Source organism: Aquidulcibacter sp., assembly GCF_044346625.1.
In the GTDB taxonomy this organism is placed as follows: domain Bacteria; phylum Pseudomonadota; class Alphaproteobacteria; order Caulobacterales; family Aquidulcibacteraceae; genus Aquidulcibacter.
On the sequence record NZ_JBIIYV010000001.1, the window covers coordinates 1 to 19,851 of the forward strand.

The 19,851-nt window shown below is 52.4% G+C and carries 13 protein-coding genes; 6 read left to right on the forward strand and 7 right to left on the reverse strand.

What is annotated here, in order from left to right:
• A partial coding sequence (sppA, locus tag ACIQ20_RS00005) for a signal peptide peptidase SppA (protein ID WP_395776165.1) occupies positions 1 to 1,405 on the forward strand: 1,405 nt, incomplete at its 5' end.
• Positions 1,406 to 1,417: 12 nt separating this feature from the next.
• Here the strand turns inward: sppA and ACIQ20_RS00010 are convergent.
• The 3 genes from ACIQ20_RS00010 to ACIQ20_RS00020 form a co-directional block, all read right to left on the reverse strand.
• On the reverse strand, positions 1,418 to 2,212 hold the full coding sequence (locus tag ACIQ20_RS00010) for an aspartyl/asparaginyl beta-hydroxylase domain-containing protein (RefSeq protein WP_395776166.1): 795 nt from the start codon (positions 2,210 to 2,212) through the stop codon (positions 1,418 to 1,420).
• A 351-nt stretch (positions 2,213 to 2,563) separates the two neighbouring features.
• Positions 2,564 to 6,322 carry a TonB-dependent receptor domain-containing protein gene (locus ACIQ20_RS00015; protein WP_395776168.1) on the reverse strand — a complete coding sequence of 1,253 codons (3,759 nt, stop codon included), beginning with the start codon at positions 6,320 to 6,322 and terminating at the stop codon, positions 2,564 to 2,566.
• A gap of 318 nt (positions 6,323 to 6,640) precedes the next feature.
• Positions 6,641 to 9,736, reverse strand: coding sequence for a TonB-dependent receptor domain-containing protein (locus ACIQ20_RS00020; RefSeq protein WP_395776170.1), 3,096 nt, complete (start codon positions 9,734 to 9,736; stop codon positions 6,641 to 6,643).
• Positions 9,737 to 10,095: 359 nt separating this feature from the next.
• Between ACIQ20_RS00020 and ACIQ20_RS00025 the strand changes: the two genes are divergently transcribed.
• Positions 10,096 to 12,324 (forward strand): alpha/beta hydrolase family protein, encoded by a 2,229-nt coding sequence (locus ACIQ20_RS00025; RefSeq protein WP_395776577.1) that lies wholly within the window; start codon positions 10,096 to 10,098, stop codon positions 12,322 to 12,324.
• Between the two features lie 94 nt (positions 12,325 to 12,418).
• Here the strand turns inward: ACIQ20_RS00025 and ACIQ20_RS00030 are convergent, their stop codons facing one another.
• Positions 12,419 to 14,074 (reverse strand): ABC transporter substrate-binding protein, encoded by a 1,656-nt coding sequence (locus ACIQ20_RS00030; RefSeq protein ID WP_395776172.1) that lies wholly within the window; start codon positions 14,072 to 14,074, stop codon positions 12,419 to 12,421.
• Positions 14,075 to 14,191: 117 nt separating this feature from the next.
• Here ACIQ20_RS00030 and ACIQ20_RS00035 point away from each other — a divergent pair, with 117 nt between their 5' ends.
• Positions 14,192 to 14,782: a hypothetical protein gene (locus ACIQ20_RS00035; protein ID WP_395776174.1), complete on the forward strand. Its 591-nt coding sequence runs from the start codon at positions 14,192 to 14,194 to the stop codon at positions 14,780 to 14,782.
• Positions 14,783 to 14,815: 33 nt separating this feature from the next.
• Here the strand turns inward: ACIQ20_RS00035 and ACIQ20_RS00040 are convergent, their stop codons facing one another.
• Together ACIQ20_RS00040 and ACIQ20_RS00045 are read right to left on the reverse strand one after the other, a co-directional pair.
• Positions 14,816 to 15,718, reverse strand: a complete 903-nt coding sequence (locus ACIQ20_RS00040; RefSeq protein WP_395776176.1) for an ABC transporter permease — start codon at positions 15,716 to 15,718, stop codon at positions 14,816 to 14,818.
• Positions 15,715 to 16,644 (reverse strand): ABC transporter permease, encoded by a 930-nt coding sequence (locus ACIQ20_RS00045; RefSeq protein WP_395776178.1) that lies wholly within the window; start codon positions 16,642 to 16,644, stop codon positions 15,715 to 15,717. Before ACIQ20_RS00045 ends, ACIQ20_RS00040 begins: the two co-directional genes overlap by 4 nt.
• Positions 16,645 to 16,877: 233 nt before the next feature.
• Between ACIQ20_RS00045 and ACIQ20_RS00050 the strand changes: the two genes are divergently transcribed.
• The 3 genes from ACIQ20_RS00050 (at position 16,878) to ACIQ20_RS00060 (ending at position 19,325) form a co-directional block, all read left to right on the forward strand.
• Positions 16,878 to 17,309, forward strand: coding sequence for a TIGR01244 family sulfur transferase (locus ACIQ20_RS00050; RefSeq protein ID WP_395776180.1), 432 nt, complete (start codon positions 16,878 to 16,880; stop codon positions 17,307 to 17,309).
• 187 nt (positions 17,310 to 17,496) lie between these two features.
• Positions 17,497 to 18,426: a hypothetical protein gene (locus tag ACIQ20_RS00055; RefSeq protein ID WP_395776182.1), complete on the forward strand. Its 930-nt coding sequence runs from the start codon at positions 17,497 to 17,499 to the stop codon at positions 18,424 to 18,426.
• Complete coding sequence (locus ACIQ20_RS00060) at positions 18,426 to 19,325, forward strand: MBL fold metallo-hydrolase (RefSeq protein WP_395776184.1); 900 nt, start codon at positions 18,426 to 18,428, stop codon at positions 19,323 to 19,325. The genes ACIQ20_RS00055 and ACIQ20_RS00060 overlap by 1 nt, the downstream gene beginning before the upstream one ends.
• Before the next feature lie 16 nt (positions 19,326 to 19,341).
• Here ACIQ20_RS00060 and ACIQ20_RS00065 read toward each other — a convergent pair whose 3' ends face one another.
• Positions 19,342 to 19,800, reverse strand: a complete 459-nt coding sequence (locus ACIQ20_RS00065) for a hypothetical protein (protein ID WP_395776186.1) — start codon at positions 19,798 to 19,800, stop codon at positions 19,342 to 19,344.
• Between the last annotated feature and the right edge of the window lie 51 nt (positions 19,801 to 19,851).

The following is a 19,851-nucleotide window of genomic DNA, read 5'->3' on the forward strand; positions in this document are numbered from 1 at the left end:
CGTTATCGTGCATGCGCAAGGCTTTGAATATCCAACGCTCTCCAACTATGTGGCGGTATCTGGGGCGAGTGAATTGTGGATGCAAGGCACGACAGACTTTGCCGCAACTGGCATCGTGGCCGAGACATTGTTCTTAGGTGGCTTTATGGAGAAATTCGGTATTCTGCCCCAGTTCGAACAATTCAAAGAGTATAAGAACGCGGTCAACACCTATACCGAGAAAACCTTCAATGCCCCGCACCGCGAAGCCACAACGGCTATGCTGGGCAGTATTTACAATGCTTTCTTGGCGTCTACCGCTTTTGACCGAAAAATGCCCGTCGAAGCGATGAAGGCAGCTCTTGACCAAGCACCCTTGTCTGCCGAAGCCGCGCTACAGGCCAAGCTAATCGACAAAATTGGTCAGCCTGAAGAGGCAGGAGAGGCAGCACTTACCCGGGCTGGCGGCAAGGACAAAGCCCAATTCGTTGATTTTGCGAGCTATCAGCTTCCCCTTGCATCTGGGCCTGTGATTGCTCTGGTCGGCGGTGAAGGGGCCATTATAACTGGCGAGCGCAGCGGCGACCCGTTCGCCCAAGAAAGCAATATTACCAGCGACGATTTTGCCGCAGCCATCCGCGATGCGACCGATGATAATGCCGTGAAAGCGATTGTCTTCCGGGTTTCCTCGCCCGGTGGCTCCCCCAGCGCATCGGATCAAATTTGGGCAGCAATTGAGCGGGCTAAAAAGGCTGGCAAGCCCGTTGTTGTCTCGATGGGTGCTTATGCGGCCTCCGGCGGCTATTATGTCTCTGCCGGGGCGGATGCGATCCTTGCTATGCCATCGACCCTTACAGGATCCATCGGGGTGTTCAACGGCAAGTTTGTGATCAACGATGCGCTCAACCGCTATACAGGTGCCAATATCGCCTCGATCCAAACGGGCGGGGATTTTGTCAGCGCCTACTCATCCGCCACGCCCTACACCAACAGCCAGAAGGCAGCGATGAATGCGGCGGTGACACGCATTTATGAGGACTTTACGGGCAAAGTCGCCGCTGGCCGGAAACTTCCTTTATCCCGCGTGCAAGAGATTGCAAAAGGCCGCGTTTGGACAGGCAATGAAGCCAAGGATCTCGGCCTCGTTGATCAAATTGGTGGCCTGCGCACCGCTATCTTGAAAGCCAAAGCTTTAGCCAAGATTGAAGCAAAGGACAGCATCACTTTGCGGAGCTATCCCAGCGTTGATGACCCATTGACGGCCCTCAGTCGTGCCTTTGGGGCCAGTGCTGAAAACGCGAAGGTCACTGCCCGAGCAGCGACCGTGATTGGTGCCTTGGTAGGTGATGAGCGTCTGTCCCAGATCTTGAACGAAGCCTCCCAAGCAAGAGGGCCTAGGATGAGCGAACCGATGCGGGTGCATTAATACCTTCCGCGTCTATTCCATCGCGAATTGGCGGGCGGTTTGGGTAAGCGTTTGAACTAAGGCCCGCTCTTCACGCGAGAGGAGCGGGTTCCAGACGTCAAAGATCAACACGATACGTAGTTCGTCGCTATCGTTGCGCGCCATATGTTCTCGTGGATCATCAAAGATCAGGACTTTGCCAACTTCCCAACGGCGTTGCTCAAAGCCAACGCGATAGAGGCAGTTATTGGGCACCACTAAGGGCAGATGCACCACAAGGCGGGCATTGGTCTCGCCATGATGGGGTGGGATTTCGGTGTGTGGTGCAAGGGCTGAGAACATCGCATTTGGACAGAGCCCACCAATTCCCGCCATCTCAACTTCTTCAAGAGCTGCCGCCGTTTTCGGACAGGCTGCCAGATTGGCCTCATCGCGAACGCCGCCGCGCCACAGCGATAGACTGCTCCAGCGCTGCGAGTGATTGAGCTCCGCCCATTGATTGACAGGATCGCCGGGCTTGTAAGCGATATAAGGCTGGAAGGCATCTTGCTGGCGCTCTAAGGCGGACTTTAGCTCTTCGGTTATCGCGGCGGTCTGTGCTTCAATGCCGGGCACCCAGGAAAAGTCCTTGGGAACAAAAAATGGAATGGCTGGCAAGCGCGGTACGTGAAGCTGGTTGCAATCCGCATGATAGGGCTTAGTTTGGCCCGACATAATCGAAATGGCTTCCTGCCATTGGCCAGACACTTGCGTCGCGCTGCAAACAGCTTCGAGGAGCGTAACAGCAGCTGCCACTTGGTAACAGCCCACCAGCTTAGCGGCACGCAACGCCCTTACAACTAAGCCAGAGCTGAGCACGCACAGCGTGCACCTCTCAAAACAGCCTATCCAAACGTGCCCTCCGCTTGCTGCCACTCCCAACTAAACATCGTAGAAAGAGACACGAGAGCCATCAAACTAAGGTGGTTGGACGAACAAACACTTCAATGACCCCTTAGGCCGATCAGCAGAGTTTAAAGCATTTGGGCTCCCCTCGTTAATCAACCCGTGACTAACCTAAGGGAGCCCAAACACATTGTAGACAAACATCAAACTCAATGAGGGTGTAAACCGAAGTTATTCGGGTCAGCCTAATCAGGTCTTAAAGCTACTTCCAGCGAGTGTAAAATCGGAAGAGTTCTAGAACTTCGTTGTTAGCGAAACTAAGAACTCCCGACCAACCCCACCGTCGAAGTCGTTACCAACACCATAGATACCCCGAGGCTCTATGGTATCGAGAACGTTGTTTACCGACAACCGTAACGTCAAGTCATTTTCAAACTTGTAGCTGGCGAAGTAGTTGAAGTAGTTGAACTCCGGAGAAACAAATGCCGGTGACTGATCTGCCACGGGAGTTGTAAGCTGGATATTGGAAACTGTTTCACTTTGCCAGAACCATTGCAAGGTGTGTTCAAAACCACCGACGGTGTGACGCACATCCAACCTTGTTTTGAATTCAGGGTTACCATGTTCCTTATCAAAAATGTCTAAGGCTGGTGTAAAGCGCTCATAGCGTTGCGTATGATAAACAGTCCCACGCAAAAAGAGATTGCCGGCTTTCTCTAAGAAGTTTCCAACGAAGGGAAGCTCCTTCAGACCGAAGTTGTATCGCACTTCCCAATTCATCGACTCCAATTCTCGGGAAGCCAAATTGAGATTTAAGAAGTCAATGGCCGCAATTTCAAATGCAGAGTTAGGGCTGGCCTGCTGACCACCGTAGGCAATCGTAAGCGGCGTAGTCCGGCCAGTCAAAGCATTGACTGATGGAACGACAAAGCCACCAGGTCCTGGAACCGCAAACAGTATTGCGTCACAAGCTGGATTTGCCGCGCCTACGATCGAATTTGGGAATGCCGCTGAATCAAAACATGCGTTGGTTGTAGTTGGAGTTCCAACAAGGCCAAGCTCACCCTTGAGTTTAACTTGGAAATAATCAACGGAAATCACAAGCCGCGGAATGAAGGAAGGCGAGTACGTCGCGCCAAATGTTGTCGTATTCGCTTCTTCATTTCCTAGAAACGGGTTCCCGACCGCAACTGCCGGTCTGTTAGGCGCAGTCGCTGGATTAAAACTAGCCAAGAATGCGGTTGAAGCCGCTTCATTAGCCGCGATACCAAGAAGCTGAACCGCCTTGACGCAGTTTGCCCGACGCACTGAAGGGTTTGGCCCAGCGCCAATGTTTCCAATTGAACACGGGTGCGATTCAGAACTCAATCCACCGAATGCACGCAGGCCAGGGTCAAATAGCTCAATAATCGACGGAGAGCGAACGGTTCGGCTTGTTGCACTCCTCAAACTTAAGTCGTTAATCGGCTTATAGTTTACGCTATAGTTAAACGTGTCATCCTTGCTATCAGCGCCAGATGTGCTTGCGAATGGCGAAGATTGCGACCGCTCAACGATACGCCATGCGTAGGCTAAATCCAACTGCCGCAACAATGGAAAGTTAAAGTCCTCTCCAAAAACAGGAATGTTAGTTTCGTACCCATACTCAACGAAGTCCCGCCGCCCCTTGTTGTCACCTTGGGTTGCATTGCGTCCCAAGCCCAACTTTAGTGTCCGGTTCGTGATATATTCTGCAGCCTCGGTACGCTTTTCGGCCTGCACACCAAGCTGCATCCAACCTGCCGGTAACTTGTATAGCTGCCCACCGAGTGACGCAGACGCGGAGGTCAATGTATTCTCTGCATCCGTTCGTTGTTCTACCAATATCCGATCTGCATCCGCCCGTGAGATCTTCTGCGAACCAATCAGATTTAAGGGTTTACATGCCGCAACGTCTGCCGCCGAGGGAACCAAGCTTACCGTTGTCAAACCAGAGGTAATGCCTGGATTGCGCACGGTGATTGATTCTGGAGCGGTTAGGGTTTGCTGACGGCATACAATTTGGCCATTACTGACGACAGGGTCTACCGCCAATGCGAAAGCAATATCGCTAACGTCTTGTTGCTGAGCCGTAACTTTTGCACGACCATAAATCCCGGCAACTTCATAATAAAACGCTCTATCAAGCAGCTTGAAGTTGCCTTCAAGTGCGTTCATAACCCGGAAGGTTTCATTACTTGAAGTAGACCTTAAGCCCCCGTCAAATAGATCGGTCAGCGCCCGATTTATAAAGAGGGTTCGTTGACCATTGACGACTGGAACTACAAACCCTTTGGTTGAAAGATCCGCTATTGTAGCCAGCGCCTTACCCGAAACATACGGGTTCTGATCGAGGTACACCGGGATAGCAAAGGTACCCGCTGCAGCATTGCCCGTAGTCGAGTTGCCAGGAGCACCCCCGATTTGCTCGTAATCCACGGTGCTATATTGTAATTCTGTTCTCAGATTTAAGAAGTCAGCAATTTCAAACTTACTGGTTGCCCCAAATGAAAAACGTTCCGTGCCCGCTTGAATCTGAGAATGGCCTGCTTTCGTGCTGTCATAGCCATCTGACCCGAACCCAGATCCAAAAAGCCCTGGGTTTGTCGGCGACACAGTTCCGATGTTGTATGGTACCAAGTCGCCAGCAGAGTTAAATTGTAACGGAACCGCTCGCCTTGGGAACAGAAGAGCAGTAGCTGCGTCTGTATTGGTGATTGTTGGGAAGTACCCATTGGCTATGTCAATCACTCCGGCAGCTGTCGATGTTAGGTTCGAAAAAGTCCCAAACGTGCCAATTAAAAGAAGCGGGTCAACATTTGGATTGTTCTTGAACCATTCTAGTGGCGTTGGACGATTGCGTTGCAGCAAGTTAACAGCGAGCGCCGTTTGCTGCGCAGCGGTGAGACCGGTCAGGTTAGTACCTGGTGCAATGGAGTTTATTACGGCTAAGGCAGACACCCCAGCAGGCAGGCCCGTTGGAGCAAAGAACGAGAACCCTTGCGGATCAGCCAACCGTCCCGAGATACCTGGATTGATTGGTACGGATGGAACAATCTGGTTGGTATTGGAAAACCCACCTGAATATCCGTGCCGTGTGACCAAAACGCCATTCACAGAGACGACGCGACTTGCAAGCGTCAATGGACCAAAGAAAGTCGATGAAATTCCGTCAGTGGCAGCAGACAGGAACGAAACGGGAAGCGTGCCGCCGGAACGCAATAAATCAGCCGCACTTGCCGCAGAAAAAGATTCTGGGTTCCGTACTCCACCATTGAATGGGTTGAGAATACCCGAGCCCAAATACCGTGCAGCATTCTTATCGCTGGCAAAGATAGCTGCTTGGCTAAAATAGTCCACAGACGCGGTGATGTTCCCGCGACCATTCAGCAGATTTTTGCCGACCAACCCAGTGAACCGACCTTGTTGACCGCCCCCAAGCTCTGTTGCACCGGCGGAGAAAGTAGTAGTCGCCCCTTCAAAATTATCCTTAAGGATTAGGTTTACGACGCCACCAACCGCATCAGCACCATAAATTGCCCCGCCAGTCCCAGCGATGACTTCAACGCGCTGAATCAAAGCCGGGTTGATTGTTGACAGATCTACTTGGGATCCAGTTGTGTTGCCGGGAACAAAATTTGTGGCCGGCAGCGAGGGCTGCATCCGGCGACCATTAACGAGCGTCAAAGTCCGGTTTGTTCCGAGGTCCAACACGTCAGGCAAGATGAAGCTGTCGCCATTCTGCGTTTGCGTGCCACGAGCATTACTTCCATTCCCCATCAAGGGAATGTCTTCGATCGCGTCGCCGACATTCGCGAGCACCTTGTCGTCCAGCTCTTTTACTCCCACAACCAATGTTGGGTTCGGCAAATCGAGGACCTCACGACGCAACCTTGATCCAGTTACCACTACGGTTTCAACTGCTTGAGGTTCGGTTGCTGCCGCCGCCGTCTGGGCAAACGCTGGCGCTGCAAAGCCAAGGCCTGCAACAATAGTGCTCGCGAGCAAGAGCTCGCGGGTCATTGAAATTTTCATACTGGAACCTCCATTTGTCCCCTGCTCTTCCACGTTTTGTAGCAGGATATCGAGCAATCGGATTGAGAGGTAGCCAGCACATTACAAATCGTCAACGCTTCAATGACAGGGAAATGACAATACGGTTCAATTCTGTTGCTAAAGTGTCTCAGTTTTGGCGAATACAATTCCTCACAAGAATGACTCCACGCAATTCTGGTTTGATTACAAGGCCTCGATCACAAAAACGTCATTCTCCCTCACTAAGAACTAGACACCAAAAACAAAGAAGGGCGGCCCCAGAAGGCCGCCCTTCAATCTTGCTTGAGGCAACTTAGCCTAGAAGCGTCGGGTTAGATTTAGGAAGTAAGAACGCATCCGTAAGTCATATTGACTGGACAAAAGAGCTGTCCCCAAGCGGCTATTGACCGCAGCACCACCATAAGGTGCTGCCGACATTGCAGGAGGAGCTTCATCAAATAGGTTGGAAACACCTCCAACAATGGTCCAATCATCGCTGCGATAGCGAACTGTGAAGCCATGATAAATCGTCGCTTCTGCTTTTGTCTTGTAATAAATCTCATCAAGCCCCTTGAAGGCGTAGATGCCGCCAAAGTCTGTTGGATTCGAACCAAATCGATCCACAAAACGCTTGTTATCAGATGTTTTGCCATAAGCGGACACAGTCCACGTGTAAGTCCAGTCTTTCTTCCGGAATTGGAATTGAGTCCGATTTACAAATTCAGGGGTCCCAGATTCGCCCAAATCGCTATCAGCATCCTCTTCTGGAATGAACTGAGTTTCCGACTTGGTCTGAATGGTAGTCTCGGAATTGACTGAGAAGGTTCCAAACGCAAGCTCTTTGCGATAATCAATGTTAATCGCAAATTCAGCCTGAGCAGCCGAAGAAATGTTAAAGTAAGGGTTGATAACCGTTTCGACGGCAAACGGGAACAAGTTGCCCGCCGCATTGCGCTTGATGTTTTTACACAGGAACTGATACTTCTCTTCGGGGAACGTATAGCAAAGGAACAAGATGTTTGCAGCACCAAATACCGCCACTTGATCACTCACAACCACTTCGGAGTAGTCCAGTGACACTTGTAAATCCGTAAAGGTTGGCCGCCAAACAATACCAAGCGTATTTGTTTCGGCGGTTTCTTCAGCAAGTGGTTTTAGTCCCAACGCGGCATTGTTGACGCTGCCGGTTGATAAAGCGGTAATTGAGTTACCGCCAGTCAAGGTCGCAGGTACTCCATCACGAGCGCAGCGCGCGCGTGTAATTGGATTGGTTTTTTCACCCCACAAGCGGCATGGATCATTGGCCTGACTAATAAAGCCGGTCTGATTTGCCAAGAACAGATTGAACAGAGCTGGCGCACGATAAGATGTACCAACGCCACCGCGTAGACGCACTTCGGGCGAAATCTGCCAATTTGCACTCACCTTGTAAGTTGAGTTGCTATCGTAGGAATCATAGTCGGTGTAGCGACCCTGTAAGTTGAGGGTCAGATCCTCTACGAGTGGCTTACCCTTCAAGATAGGCAGCTCTACCTCACCCATGAGTTCTATAACAGCATCATCGCCCTTTGTGCGCCCAGCTGTTGAAAAAATTAGAGTGTTTCCGCGCAAAGCCTCAGCTGGCGGAATATCGTCAATTGAGTACGTCCGATAGTGAAAGCCAAAGTTGGCGCTGACAGGACCTGCAGGTAATTGGAACACTTCGCCGTTAATGTTCCCTTCGACAATAGTTTGCTTGTAAGTAGTCTCACCATCATCTGTGCTCAAAAGATAAGCACGCTCCTCGTCAGTCAATCGACCACTCACGACCCGCTCGGTCAGCCATGGAATAGGCAAACACGTGCCGCCTGTTAGGGTAGGAGTCGGGCAGGAAGTTGCCGAAGTTGCAGCCAAGGAAGCATCACGGCGATCACGCAGAACATCCGTAATTGTATAGGTACCTACAGCACTGCTGGTTTGAGCTGATACTTCCCAACGCCCCGACTTTAGGAAACCTCCGAAGCCATTGCCAGTTGCTCCACGAAGGCCACCGACAATTTGCCAAGTATCAACTTGTTGCCCAGCCTTCGTCCCAACACCAGGAATTGCTCTTACCGCAACACTGAAGGGGTTTCCGGGGAATGTGCGCGGAACGATGGCTTCAAAATTTGCGATATCATCTTGAGTTGATTCTCGACGGTTCAACAGGGCTTCACCGAACAACTCGGCACCGCCGAACCCCTTTAAATCAATAGCACCGCTGGCATAAATCGTCGTCCGCTCAACAGGTGAGAATATGTCCTGCTCCCCGTATAAAGGCGTTTGTGGAAAAATCGTATAATCTAAAGGAATCCCTTGGGTTCCAGCGCGCGGATAGAAGAGGCGTCGGAATCCAGGAACTTCTAGCAACGCGTTACAGCCCACAACAAAGCCAAACGCATTCACACAATTAACCGTTGAGCCCGGCAGGGGCGTTGTGTCCGGGCGAACGCCTGTGCGATAGGCCGTGATGTTTGGGTCCCCGATCCAACTTCCCACGCCCAAAAGCGCATTGCCTTGAGGTTCAATATAGTTTTGCAAGGTATCGCCCTTACAAAAGAAAGTGCCTGTTTTGGGATCAATAAAGTCGGCCCGTGCACCGGTAGCGCCATCAAACACATAGTCTGTGACACAGGCGGAAAAGTCACGATCGCGGAGGTTTAATTCTTCGAAGCGCTGGTACTCAGCTGATACCATGAAGTTATAGCTCTCAGTTGTTTTGCCCCAAACAGCCCCGATCCGATATTGCTCTGCCCCACCTGCTTCGGGGAGCGAGGAAGCAAAGTCCATTTCGAACCCATTTAGATTCTTCCGAGTCACCAAATTGACCACGCCAGCAATCGCGTCTGAACCATAGGTCGCTGACGCGCCATCGCGCAAGACCTCCGTTCGGTCAATTGCCAATGTGGGAATAATGTTCAAGTCGACGGCATTAGTTTGCCCTCGCGTCCCGGCAGGTGGAAGACGCTTGCCGTTCATCAAGACCAAGGTTCTACCTGGGCCAAGACCCCGGAGACCAATAGTATTCACGCCGGGACCACCTTGGGTGATGAAACCGGTGAATGAGTTGTTGACCTGCCCAGAACCCGCCGCAGCCACGCTAGTTTGAAGGCTTTCGGTGACATCGATTTGGCCCTGCAATATTGTATTCTCGCTGGTGATTACAGTAATCGGTGCCGTCGAAGTAAACGTGCTCCGTGACAAACGCGAACCAGTCACGATCACTGTCTCAACACGCTTCTCTGGTGCGCTGGAAACCGATGGGACGGGCTCAGCCGGCGCAGTGGACGCAGGTGCCGGAGCCGTCTGAGCCCAAACAGTGCCGCCAAGCATAACGCAAATTGCTAATGACGAGACACCCAGCAAGCTACGCCGAGATTGAAAACGAATTGACATTTTGATTTCCCCAAAAGTGTTTTCCAACTTGACTACCTTCGATGGTCGCCGGTCACTGATTTTCAGTTTGGGACGATCAGAACACGCTGAAGACTGTTGGTCTAACTGTGAGTTAGACTTAAACGCCCTAAGATTACAAGCAGGACCAGCCACCTAAGAAAGGCTCGGCTGCCGTCGACACAAAAATGTGATAAATCTGCAACCTATCTCAATGGTGCGGAGCCACCGTATGCCTGCGTGTGTGAATACCTAAACCTCATTTGGCATCAACTGATGCGCACGTAGCAATAGATCGCTCCAAGCGCCGGATATGGTCCCCGGATCACGTTGCAATGCCTTTACCTTCATAGAATCAATTGATGTATCAACAATCGTGCAATGGCTTCTCAACTGCGGGCCGACAAGAAAGGTGTATAGGCTATTCCAAAGCCAAGCAAAAACGGATAGCATTGAAACTAATACCTAAGGTGTGGAGCCTGGAAGTAGGAAGCGCCAATTTGACCGGAGCCAAATCAATGAGAATGAGTGCGACAAAGAAGTCCATAATTTTGAGTGTACTTTTAGTTTCTGTTCTAGGATTACACTCAGCTAAAGCAGAGCCTTGGGCCCCAAAGACGCCGAGATTGCCTGTCGCTGCGGCTATTGGGGATTACGCCCTGACGAATGTCGTGATGAGCCCGGATGGCAATCATATCGCGGCGGTGGTCCCGGTGCCAAATGGCAACCCCGTTGTAAAGGTGTGGGATACACGGAATTTAACAAAAGATCCCTCCGTCATCGGCTCCTCCCGAATGCGCTTCTTTTCAGTGAGCTTTATCAAGAACGACCGGCTTTCGATAATTGTGAACCAACCAGTATCGGCAGGCGCTAATTCGGACTGGTTCAGCAAAGTCTTATTCACAGACCTTGAAGGCAAGGAATTCATCGAGCCGATGAAAGGTGCTTTCGAACTCCGCCAAACGGCTGTTGCTGGACTATTGAACCGCATGGCGCGCGATCCTGAGCACGTTTTGATGGCCTCAGGTGCGCTGTTTGAGGCGTCTGATATATTTAAAGTCAACGTCCGCACTGGTGTTGGCCAACGTGTGGCGAGACAAGGCGATGATGAAAGTCTCGCAAGTGTCGGCCTAGACAATGACTACAACTTCCGTATTAAGTATGACTTGAAAGTGGAAAATGGCGTCTACTTCAGGAGAACTTATTTCCGTGAGGTGGGTGGTAATTGGAAGTTATTGGAACCCCTTACTCTCGATTACTCGTCTCGCCACGCACTAACAGTTTTGAGAATGAGTCAGGACGCCCAAAAGTTGTGGGTTCGGACTAATAAGTTTTCAAACTACGAAGCAATTTATGAGTTTGATATCCCAACTCAGAAATTCTCTGAGGCCCCGATTTTCGCAAACACAGAATTTGATGCGGCTAGCATTCGGTTTTGGGCTGCTAACGACGATGAATCTCTCGCAGGTGATCCGCTAGCAGGCTTCTGTTACGCTGGACCAGTTTTCGAATGTACCTATTCAGACCCCACGCTGAAGGAGTTGCAAAGCAAACTTGAACGGCAGTTTCCGGGAAAATCTGTTAGCTTGGTAAGCGTCAAAGATGGCGGGACAAGAGCCTTAGTAGAAGTTTCTTCCGCCAACTTTCCAACGACTTGGTTCATCTTTGAGAACGGCACCAAACTGACGCGCATTATTGGCGCGCTAGATGGAATTGATGTAAATCCAGCCAATCTCGCACCGGCTCAATGGGTAACTTACAAAGCGCGTGACGGGTTGGATATTCCCGGCATCGTCTATCTCCCCCCTGGCTATGATGCCCAAAGAGACGGGCGAATTCCTTTAGTGGTAATGCCGCATGGCGGGCCGTGGTCACGAGACGATATGTCTTGGGATGTCGCCGCTTGGGCTCCTCTCCTCGCTACTCGCGGCTTTGCGGTCTTGCAGCCGCAGTATCGTGGTTCTGAAGGGCTAGGCCTGCAGCTTTGGCTCGCCGGAGACAAGGAATGGGGGGCCAAAATGCAGGACGATAAGGACGATGGCGCTCGCTGGCTCGTTGAACAAGGCGTTGCTGATCCCGACCGCATGATGATGTTTGGCTATTCCTATGGTGGCTTTGCAGCTGCAGCCGCGGCAGCAAGGTCAGGCACGACTTCTAAAGGCCTGTGGCAATGCGCCATCGCAGGGGCACCAGCTGTCGACTTGCAAAGAATCAAGAATGACTGGGGTGAAAGCCGTTTTCAACGGCAAATTCAAGGGCGAACGGTAGACGGTTGGGACCCAATGGAAAACCTTGACAAGGTGCAGATCCCCTTCTTGATCTTCCATGGGAGCTACGACAACCAGGCCGATGTCATCCATTCCCGCACAACAGCAGCGCGGATTCGCCAAGTGAATCCCAAAGCGAATTTTCGCTATGTGGAAATCCCCGGGATGTCTCACACGCTCAATAAGATGACGCCAGCGCATCGCGAGCAATTTGTGCCCCTCATGCTAGACATGCTGGACCATAATTGCGGCAACATCTCAAAGACATTTAGTGAACCGGGTTTGAAATTGCCAAAGAACCAAAAGAGCGCCGTGTTACGCTGAATAGCAGGATTGCAACCTCTGTGTCCTGAAACAAACAAAGCCCGGCAGGACAACCTGCCGGGCTTTTTATCGTGAAAACAGGAAAGCCGAAGGATTACGACTTTGGCGCAGCCCCTCCTTTTTGGGCTTCAGTGGTACAGAGGTAGCGAGCGCGGTGGATATCCACAGCATTATCGACCCAGCCAGTGACACGAGGGCTGACGAGATTGCGGTTGGTTAGGAACCACATCGGCATAAAGCCATTTTCCTTTAGCAAAATGCCTTCAGCCTGCTTCATCAGATTGGCGCGCTTAACCGTATCTTTCTCGACGTCGGCGGCTTCCATCAGCTTATCGAATTCTGGATTGCTATATTTGCCATAATTCAGCTGACCGGTGCTGGTCTGGAACAGATAGACGAAGTTTTTGGCGTCGTTGAAGTCTGAAATCCAACCTGCATCGCCCAGCTCGAAATCGCCCGTACGCAGTTTTTCGTAATTGATCTGGGTCTCGGCACCCAAAATCTCGACTTGAACCCACGGCGCGATCTTGGCCCAGTTCTGCTGTACAACCGGGGCCACACGAGGGTTATCGCCGGAATTGCGGAAGCTGAAAGTGAACTTCAGGGGCTTATTCGGGCCATAGCCTGCTTCTTCCAAGAGCTTTTTGGCGCGGGCCAAACGCTCTTCCATGCTTTGGCCTTTAAAGTCGGCTGACATAACACCAGTCTGATAATCGGCAATGCCCGGCGGCACGAGGCTGTAGGCGGGCTGTTGGCCTGCTTTCAGGATCTCTTTGGTCACGAACTCACGGTCTGCCGTCATCGAAATCGCGGCACGCACACGCGCGTCGTTAAACGGCGCCTTGCGCAGATTGAAGACGTAATAGGTCAGGCCCGTATAGCCATGGATGCGGGCATAGCCCGGCAAATTCTTGTTGATCTCTTCTAGACGCGAACCGGAGAAATTCGTGTTGATGTCAAGGTCGCCGGTACGGACTTTGCGCTCCGCTGCGTTGTCATCTGAGGTAGGGTAGAAGAAGATCTGATCGATACAGACATTGGCATTGTCGTAATAGTTCGCGTTGCGCACAACATGAACGAAGTCGTTTGGCTTCCATTGCTGCAGCTTATAGGGGCCATTGCCGACAAAATTCTCGGCCTTGATCCAATCCTTGCCAACCTTTTCCACAACATGCTTTGGAATTGGGAACGAGGTGTAATGGGTCAAAAGGCCCGGCAAGTAAGGAGCCGGATGCTCCAACGTGACTTCTAGGGTTTTGGCATCAATGGCGCGCACGCCCAGTTGGGTCACATCCTTGATGCGGCCATCATAAATTTTCTCCGCATTTTTGAGGATATAGAGGATGGACGCATATTTGGCTGGCGGGGTTGTGGTCATGATCCGCTGCCAAGCAAACACGAAATCTTCAGCTGTCACCGGCTGACCATCCGACCATTTGGCGTCGCGCAACTTGAAGGTCCAGACAAGGCCATCAGGGCTGGTGGACCATTCCGTCGCCATGCCAGGAATTGGACGACCCTGGGGATCCTCGGTTGTTAGCCCCTGCAGCATGTCGCCGATAATCCGGTTCTCCCACGTACCTGAGGCCTGGTGAGGGTCGAGAGACAAAGGCTCCGCACCATTCCCGATTTGAAGCGTCCGCGCCTTGTCGGCGTCGGCACTACCACCGCCACCGCCACAAGAAACCAAACCCAAACTCAAAACCAAAGCTGTAGTTGCGGCAGCCAAAGACCGGCGTGTGATTTTCATTTCGTTGTCTCTCCCGATCGGGTTAGTGTGTGACCTCTATAGCGCACAGGCCTGCTTTTGCTATGCAGACAGGCACTACGACAAAAACCTTGTTACGATTTGTGAAGGTAACGTGAAATGAACAAATTCAGTACCACGCTCATTGCAGCGAGTTTTATGACATTTGGTGCAGTTGCATGGGCCCAATCGGGACAAAATCCAGCAAATGCGGCGGCTTCTCCACTGGAGCCCATCTATGCCTGCGCGAATAAAACCGACCCAACAGAGCGTCTGGCGTGCTTTGATGCCGCTGTTGCAACCATTCGGGCCAAAGAGGCGAAGTCTGAGATTGTGACTTTCGACAAACAACGGGTGGAAAAGGTGCGCCGTGAGGCGTTTGGCTTCTCCCTCCCCTCCCTTCCGAAGCTGGGCTTCCCAGCCTTTGGCGGTGGCTCTAAGGCCGATAGCAAAGACCAAAGCGTGGCTGCTGCTGCGGTGGAAGCGGATATTGAAGAGCAAAGCTTCACCGTGGCCAGCACGCGGGAATCGGCTGGACGGGTCGTACTTACGCTTGAAAATGGGCAGGTCTGGCGCTTGACCGAGGCAGGCGAACTCAATGCCCCCTCGCGCCCACCCTATAAAGTGAAGATCCGCACAGCTGCCATGGGTTCCTTTATCCTGACGGTCGAAGGCCGCAATAAAGGCTATCGCGTTCGCCGGGTTGAATAGACTTGAGCGGCTTTGCGCCCCTTCGCGACCGATCTAGCGGTCGCGTGGGTCAATCGCGTCGCGCAGGCCGTCGCCGATGAAGTTGAAGCAGAACAAGGTGACCATCATCGTCGTAGCTGGGAAGATCAATAGCCATGGGGCGATTTCCATCTCGCGCGCCCCAATTGAGATCAGATTGCCCAAGCTGGTCATTGGCTCCTGAACACCAAGGCCCAAGAAGCTTAAGAAGCTTTCGGTCAAGATGACGGCTGGAATGGTCAAAGTCACATAGACAACAACGGGCCCGAGGACATTGGGAACGATATGGCGGGTGACGATGCTGGAGCTGGTGACGCCGGCGGCTTCGGCTGCTTCAACAAATTCCTTTTTACGCAATGAGATCGTTTGCCCGCGAACAATCCGCGCCATGGTCAACCACTCCACTGCCCCAATCGCCACGAAGATCAGGATCAAATTGCGGCCAAACACCACCATCAAGATGATCACAAAAAAAATGAACGGTAACGCATAGAGCACATCGACGATGCGCATCATGATTTGATCGACCCGGCCGCCTATATAGCCAGCCGTCGCACCCCAGATAACCCCGATCAGAAGCGAAACCCCTGTTGCGACAAGGCCCACCGCCAGCGACATGCGCAAGCCGTATAATAGCCGCACAAATAAGTCCCGCCCTTGCGGGTCGGTGCCGAAAATGTGCAAATGCTCCCAAGTGGGCCCCTGCAACACGCGGTCATTATAGATGGTCTCATAATCATGTGGCCAGAAAAACGGGCCAAAGATCGCCAAGAAAGTCAAAGTGCCGAGCACGATCATGCTGCCCACGGCGGCCTTGTTGCGGAACAAGCGGCGGCGTGCATCATCCCAAAGCGAGCGTCCTTTGACGGCTGCTTCGAGAAGCTCGGCCTTTTCTTGGGGTGTCGTCAGCAGGGTCACTCGTATTTTACTTTCGGGTCTAAGAGGCCATATGCGAGATCGGCCAGAAGATTAAGTAGAATGATGAGGCCCGCATAGAGCACAACAACCGCCATCACGACGGGATAATCGCGCTGCAAAGCACTCGTGACGAAGTTTTTGCCAATACCCGGCAACTGAAACACTGTCTCCACCACAACTGAGCCAGTGATCAGGCCAGCGCAGGCGGGGCCTAAATAAGAAACCAAGGGCAACAGGGCCGCCCTCAGCGCATGCTTGGCTAGGACTTGATATTCAGGCAAGCCTTTCGCGCGTGCCGTTCGTACAAAGTTAGAGCGCAAGACTTCCACAGCGCTAGAGCGCACCAAGCGCGAGATGATGGCGATTTGAGCCAAGGATAGAGTAACGACTGGCAGCAGCAACGTCTCAAACGTCATCTTGCCCAGATCAAGGCCTGCTGTTGGCAACCAGCCAAGATAAACCCCAAACACTAGCGACAAAATCGGCCCAACAACCAAGGACGGAATACAAATACCGGCCATCGCGATGGCCATGATGGAATAGTCGGGCAAGCTATTTTGCTTCAGAGCGGCAAATAGGCCCATCGGCACGCCCACACAGGTCGCCAATAGCAACGCTGCCAAACCAATTGTCATTGATACCGGAAAACCGGAACCAATGATCTCGCTGACGGTTTGGTCCTTGTAAATCAAGGACGGACCTAAGTCGAAGGTCGCAAGCCCTTTCAAATAGTCCAAAAACTGGATGTAGAGTGGCTTATCAAACCCGTAAAAGGACATGAGCTGCGCGCGAATTTCAGGCGACAATGCACGTTCGGTATCAAATGGGCTACCTGGTGCCAAACGCATCATAAAGAAAGCCACCGCAATGATGACCAGCATGGTGGGAATGGCCACCATGAGGCGTCGCATCGTATAGGCTAACATGGTGTCTTTGGTCCTCTTGAAACGTCGGCGGACCGGCCAGTATGCGTGCCCGGTCGTTTGGACAGCAATTGATGAAGGTTACTGCATTGTCAACGGACCATGCCAGCACCCATTCTAACAAGAGCTTGATTGACAAAGAAACTCAGGCTCTCAATCTCCCCGCCGCATTTCTCGCCAAGCGTGCTGGACCCTTCGTTGAGCTTCCGCTATTGCCTGTGTCAAAGGGGAAAATCATGAGCTCGTTTCGCACAATCACAGCCAATTTTTCAGCTTCACCGCAAATCAGCGTGGCTGACGTTGACCAGGCAGTCCGCGACGGCTTTACCGCAGTTATCTGCAATCGCCCTGATCATGAAGACATGGGCCAAGTCAGCGCTCAGGAGATTGCAAAGGCCTGCGCAGAGCACGGGCTTAGCTTTACCCACATCCCGATTTCACGCGGTATTCCCGAAGAGGCAGTGCCGCTGATGCGCGAGGCCCTTGCAGCCAGCACAGGGCCCGTCCTTGCCTATTGCCGCAGCGGGACGCGTTCCACCAATCTGTGGGCTTTGGCAGAGGCCAGCGCCGGCGGAAACCCGGAAGAGCTTGTCGAAGCCGGCGCGCGCGGTGGTTATGATCTACGGGGCCTGATGCCGCTTTTGCGCTCACTTTCGCAAGCCAGCTAAACCGCCAGTTCTTGCCTGCTAATGACTAAAACCATGGCACTGTAACCGGTGCCACTGCAGCATCGTATCTTCATACCAAGACCCTGTCACAATTTGAAGGGATGGTTACGTGTATGAAGTCGAATCGCTTCAGGCTAAATTGTAACTAGCTTGAACACGATTTTTGTCTGCCAAAGGCCTGTTTGTTTTGACCAATCTCATCCGCGATTTTGAGTGGAGCTGGACTGGCGTCACCGTGCGCAAAACCGGCGCGCGCGTGCCGTTTGACGCCGCTCACTTGAGCGAGATTTTTCATTGGTGTGTGTATTTCGTAAGCGTCATATTGAGCCCCCGTTCAAAGGACGGCCCCGTTATTGGCTTTGCCCCAGACCCGGCCCGACCTTGGTATTTGATTTGGCCCAGCTTGTTTTTGGCAGGCGGTCGATCGGCCCGCGCGGGTGAGACCCCACAGCTTTGGATGCATTTTGAGGACAGAACGCATAGCGAGCCGGTAAGCTTGCCGGATGATAGCGTGCCGCGCTGGAACTTCGACGCCCATGATTTAAGCAAATCCCGCGTTGCCGCGGCTTTTGAAGAGGCCTTTGGCTATGGTTTGGCGCTTGATCCGCGACAACATGAGGGCTTCGCGGTCGAAAAGGGTGAAGACAATGGCATTCATGACGGACGTATTGTCACCACGCCCTGCGAACCTAAGCTCGGCAAAGTCTATCAGAAGCTGATTGATAATCGCGGCGCGGATGGCTTGATAGAAGACTTGCGGACCCCAACGGTCCGCGGTGTGCCCGCTCTAGTCTATATAAAACGCAGACCTGAACAGGTGCGGTTTTCCAACGATAACACCCAATGCTGGCTTCGCAGTGTGGATGAGATATTCTCAAGTGAAGAGACTGCAGCGATCACGCGCTTTTGTCAGATTTTGAAGCTTGATTGGGGTGGACTGGATATCTTGCGCGACCGGACCAGTGGTTTGATCTATATAGTAGATGCAAATCGCACAGACATGGGCCCGCCAATCGCGCTACCCTTATCAGATAAACTAAAAAGCACTTATATTCTGGGCTCTGCCTTGAAACTAAGTTGCGAGAAAGTCCGGCTGCGCGCTGGTGGAGGCATATGATGGCTGTTGCGATTCCCTTTGTCCGCGACATCAAATTTGACTATGGACGTGTTGAGCAGGTTAGCCCGCTGATCCGTCGGGTTATTGCTAATAACCCAGGCCCGTTCACCTTCACTGGCACAGGCGTCTATATCATTGGGCACGGTGATGTGTGCGTCATTGATCCTGGCCCCGACTTGGCCGACCATTTCGAGGCCCTGAAACAAGCTTTGGTGGGCGAGACGGTCAGCCATGTGCTCGTCACCCACTCCCATATGGACCACAGCCCCTTGGCCCATCCTTTGGCGCGTTGGGCGGGTTGTTCGGTTTTGGCTTCCGGCGAGATCGCCTTGCCTACGCAATCCGAAGTGCGCCTAGAGGCGGGTGACGACACGCGCTTCCGTCCTGATTCTGCGCTGAATGATGGAACTTTAATCGAAGGCGACGGCTGGACTATCGAAGCAATTGCGACGCCGGGCCATACCTCTGGGCACATGTGCTATGCCCTGATGGAAGAAAATTGCCTATTCTCTGGCGACCACATCATGGGCTGGTCCACGACGGTTATCAGTCCGCCTGATGGAGATATGGATGCCTATCTGACCAGCCTCGAAAAAATTGCCGCCCGGGAGTTTGCCACGATTTGGCCGACGCATGGCCCCCCAATCACCGACCCTGCCCCATTTGTAGCTGCCTATCGCGACCACCGCCTCGATCGGGAAGGCCAAATCCTCGCGTGCTTGGCCTCGGGTCACACCAAGGTGAAAGACATGGTGCCCGTTATGTATGCGGCGGTCGATCAAAGACTCTGGCCAGCAGCCTGTCACTCAGTCATGGCACATATGAGCCGTCTGGTGAAAATTGGACGGGTTGCATGCGAGGGCGAGCCCAATATGGACGCAAATTTTCAACTCGTCTGAGGGGTTTAGACTTAGCTCAGAAGTTGGGAACGGTGCGCTTTTCGCCATTGGGATGAACAATGACGATCGTTTGCCGATCATATTCCAAATTGGCTTGAAGTTCGCGTAACTTATCTTCATCGCCAGCTAAGATGTTGGTATAGCGCCATTTTGTGCCATCGTGGAAAACCACATAACCGCACACATTGGTCTGACATTCTGCCTTTTTGATGAGTTCACCATAGCCTTCAACCAGGGGCGGCCGGCGTTCATCGAACATCTTCGCGCGGACGCGAAAGCCCCAGACAATGACCACATCAACTGGGCGGTCTGAAGCCGATACGCTTGAGGATGCGCCAAAGGCAGGAGATTCGGCTGCTTCGCCCGTTTTTGTGGCAGCACTAGTGGCCTTGTTCGTTGCAGCGTGGCTGATCGTCGCCACACCAAGCGCTGAAGCCGCAAGCACAGATGCACTGATTACAGAAGTCATTTTCATGACAAAGTTGATCCCACCATGCACAATGGGAGTCAACTACCAATCTGTAAT

What these genes read in the sequence shown, in the direction of transcription:
- ACIQ20_RS00015 (WP_395776168.1), bottom strand. Translation starts at nt 6,322, where the DNA reads ATGAAAATTTCAATGACCCGCGAGCTCTTGCTCGCGAGCACTATTGTT.
- ACIQ20_RS00065 (WP_395776186.1), bottom strand. Translation starts at nt 19,800, where the DNA reads ATGAAAATGACTTCTGTAATCAGTGCATCTGTGCTTGCGGCTTCAGCG.
- ACIQ20_RS00060 (WP_395776184.1), top strand. Translation starts at nt 18,426, where the DNA reads ATGGCTGTTGCGATTCCCTTTGTCCGCGACATCAAATTTGACTATGGA.
- ACIQ20_RS00030 (WP_395776172.1), bottom strand. Translation starts at nt 14,074, where the DNA reads ATGAAAATCACACGCCGGTCTTTGGCTGCCGCAACTACAGCTTTGGTT.
- ACIQ20_RS00020 (WP_395776170.1), bottom strand. Translation starts at nt 9,736, where the DNA reads ATGTCAATTCGTTTTCAATCTCGGCGTAGCTTGCTGGGTGTCTCGTCA.
- ACIQ20_RS00050 (WP_395776180.1), top strand. Translation starts at nt 16,878, where the DNA reads ATGAGCTCGTTTCGCACAATCACAGCCAATTTTTCAGCTTCACCGCAA.
- ACIQ20_RS00035 (WP_395776174.1), top strand. Translation starts at nt 14,192, where the DNA reads ATGAACAAATTCAGTACCACGCTCATTGCAGCGAGTTTTATGACATTT.
- ACIQ20_RS00045 (WP_395776178.1), bottom strand. Translation starts at nt 16,644, where the DNA reads ATGTTAGCCTATACGATGCGACGCCTCATGGTGGCCATTCCCACCATG.
- ACIQ20_RS00025 (WP_395776577.1), top strand. Translation starts at nt 10,096, where the DNA reads ATGTATCAACAATCGTGCAATGGCTTCTCAACTGCGGGCCGACAAGAA.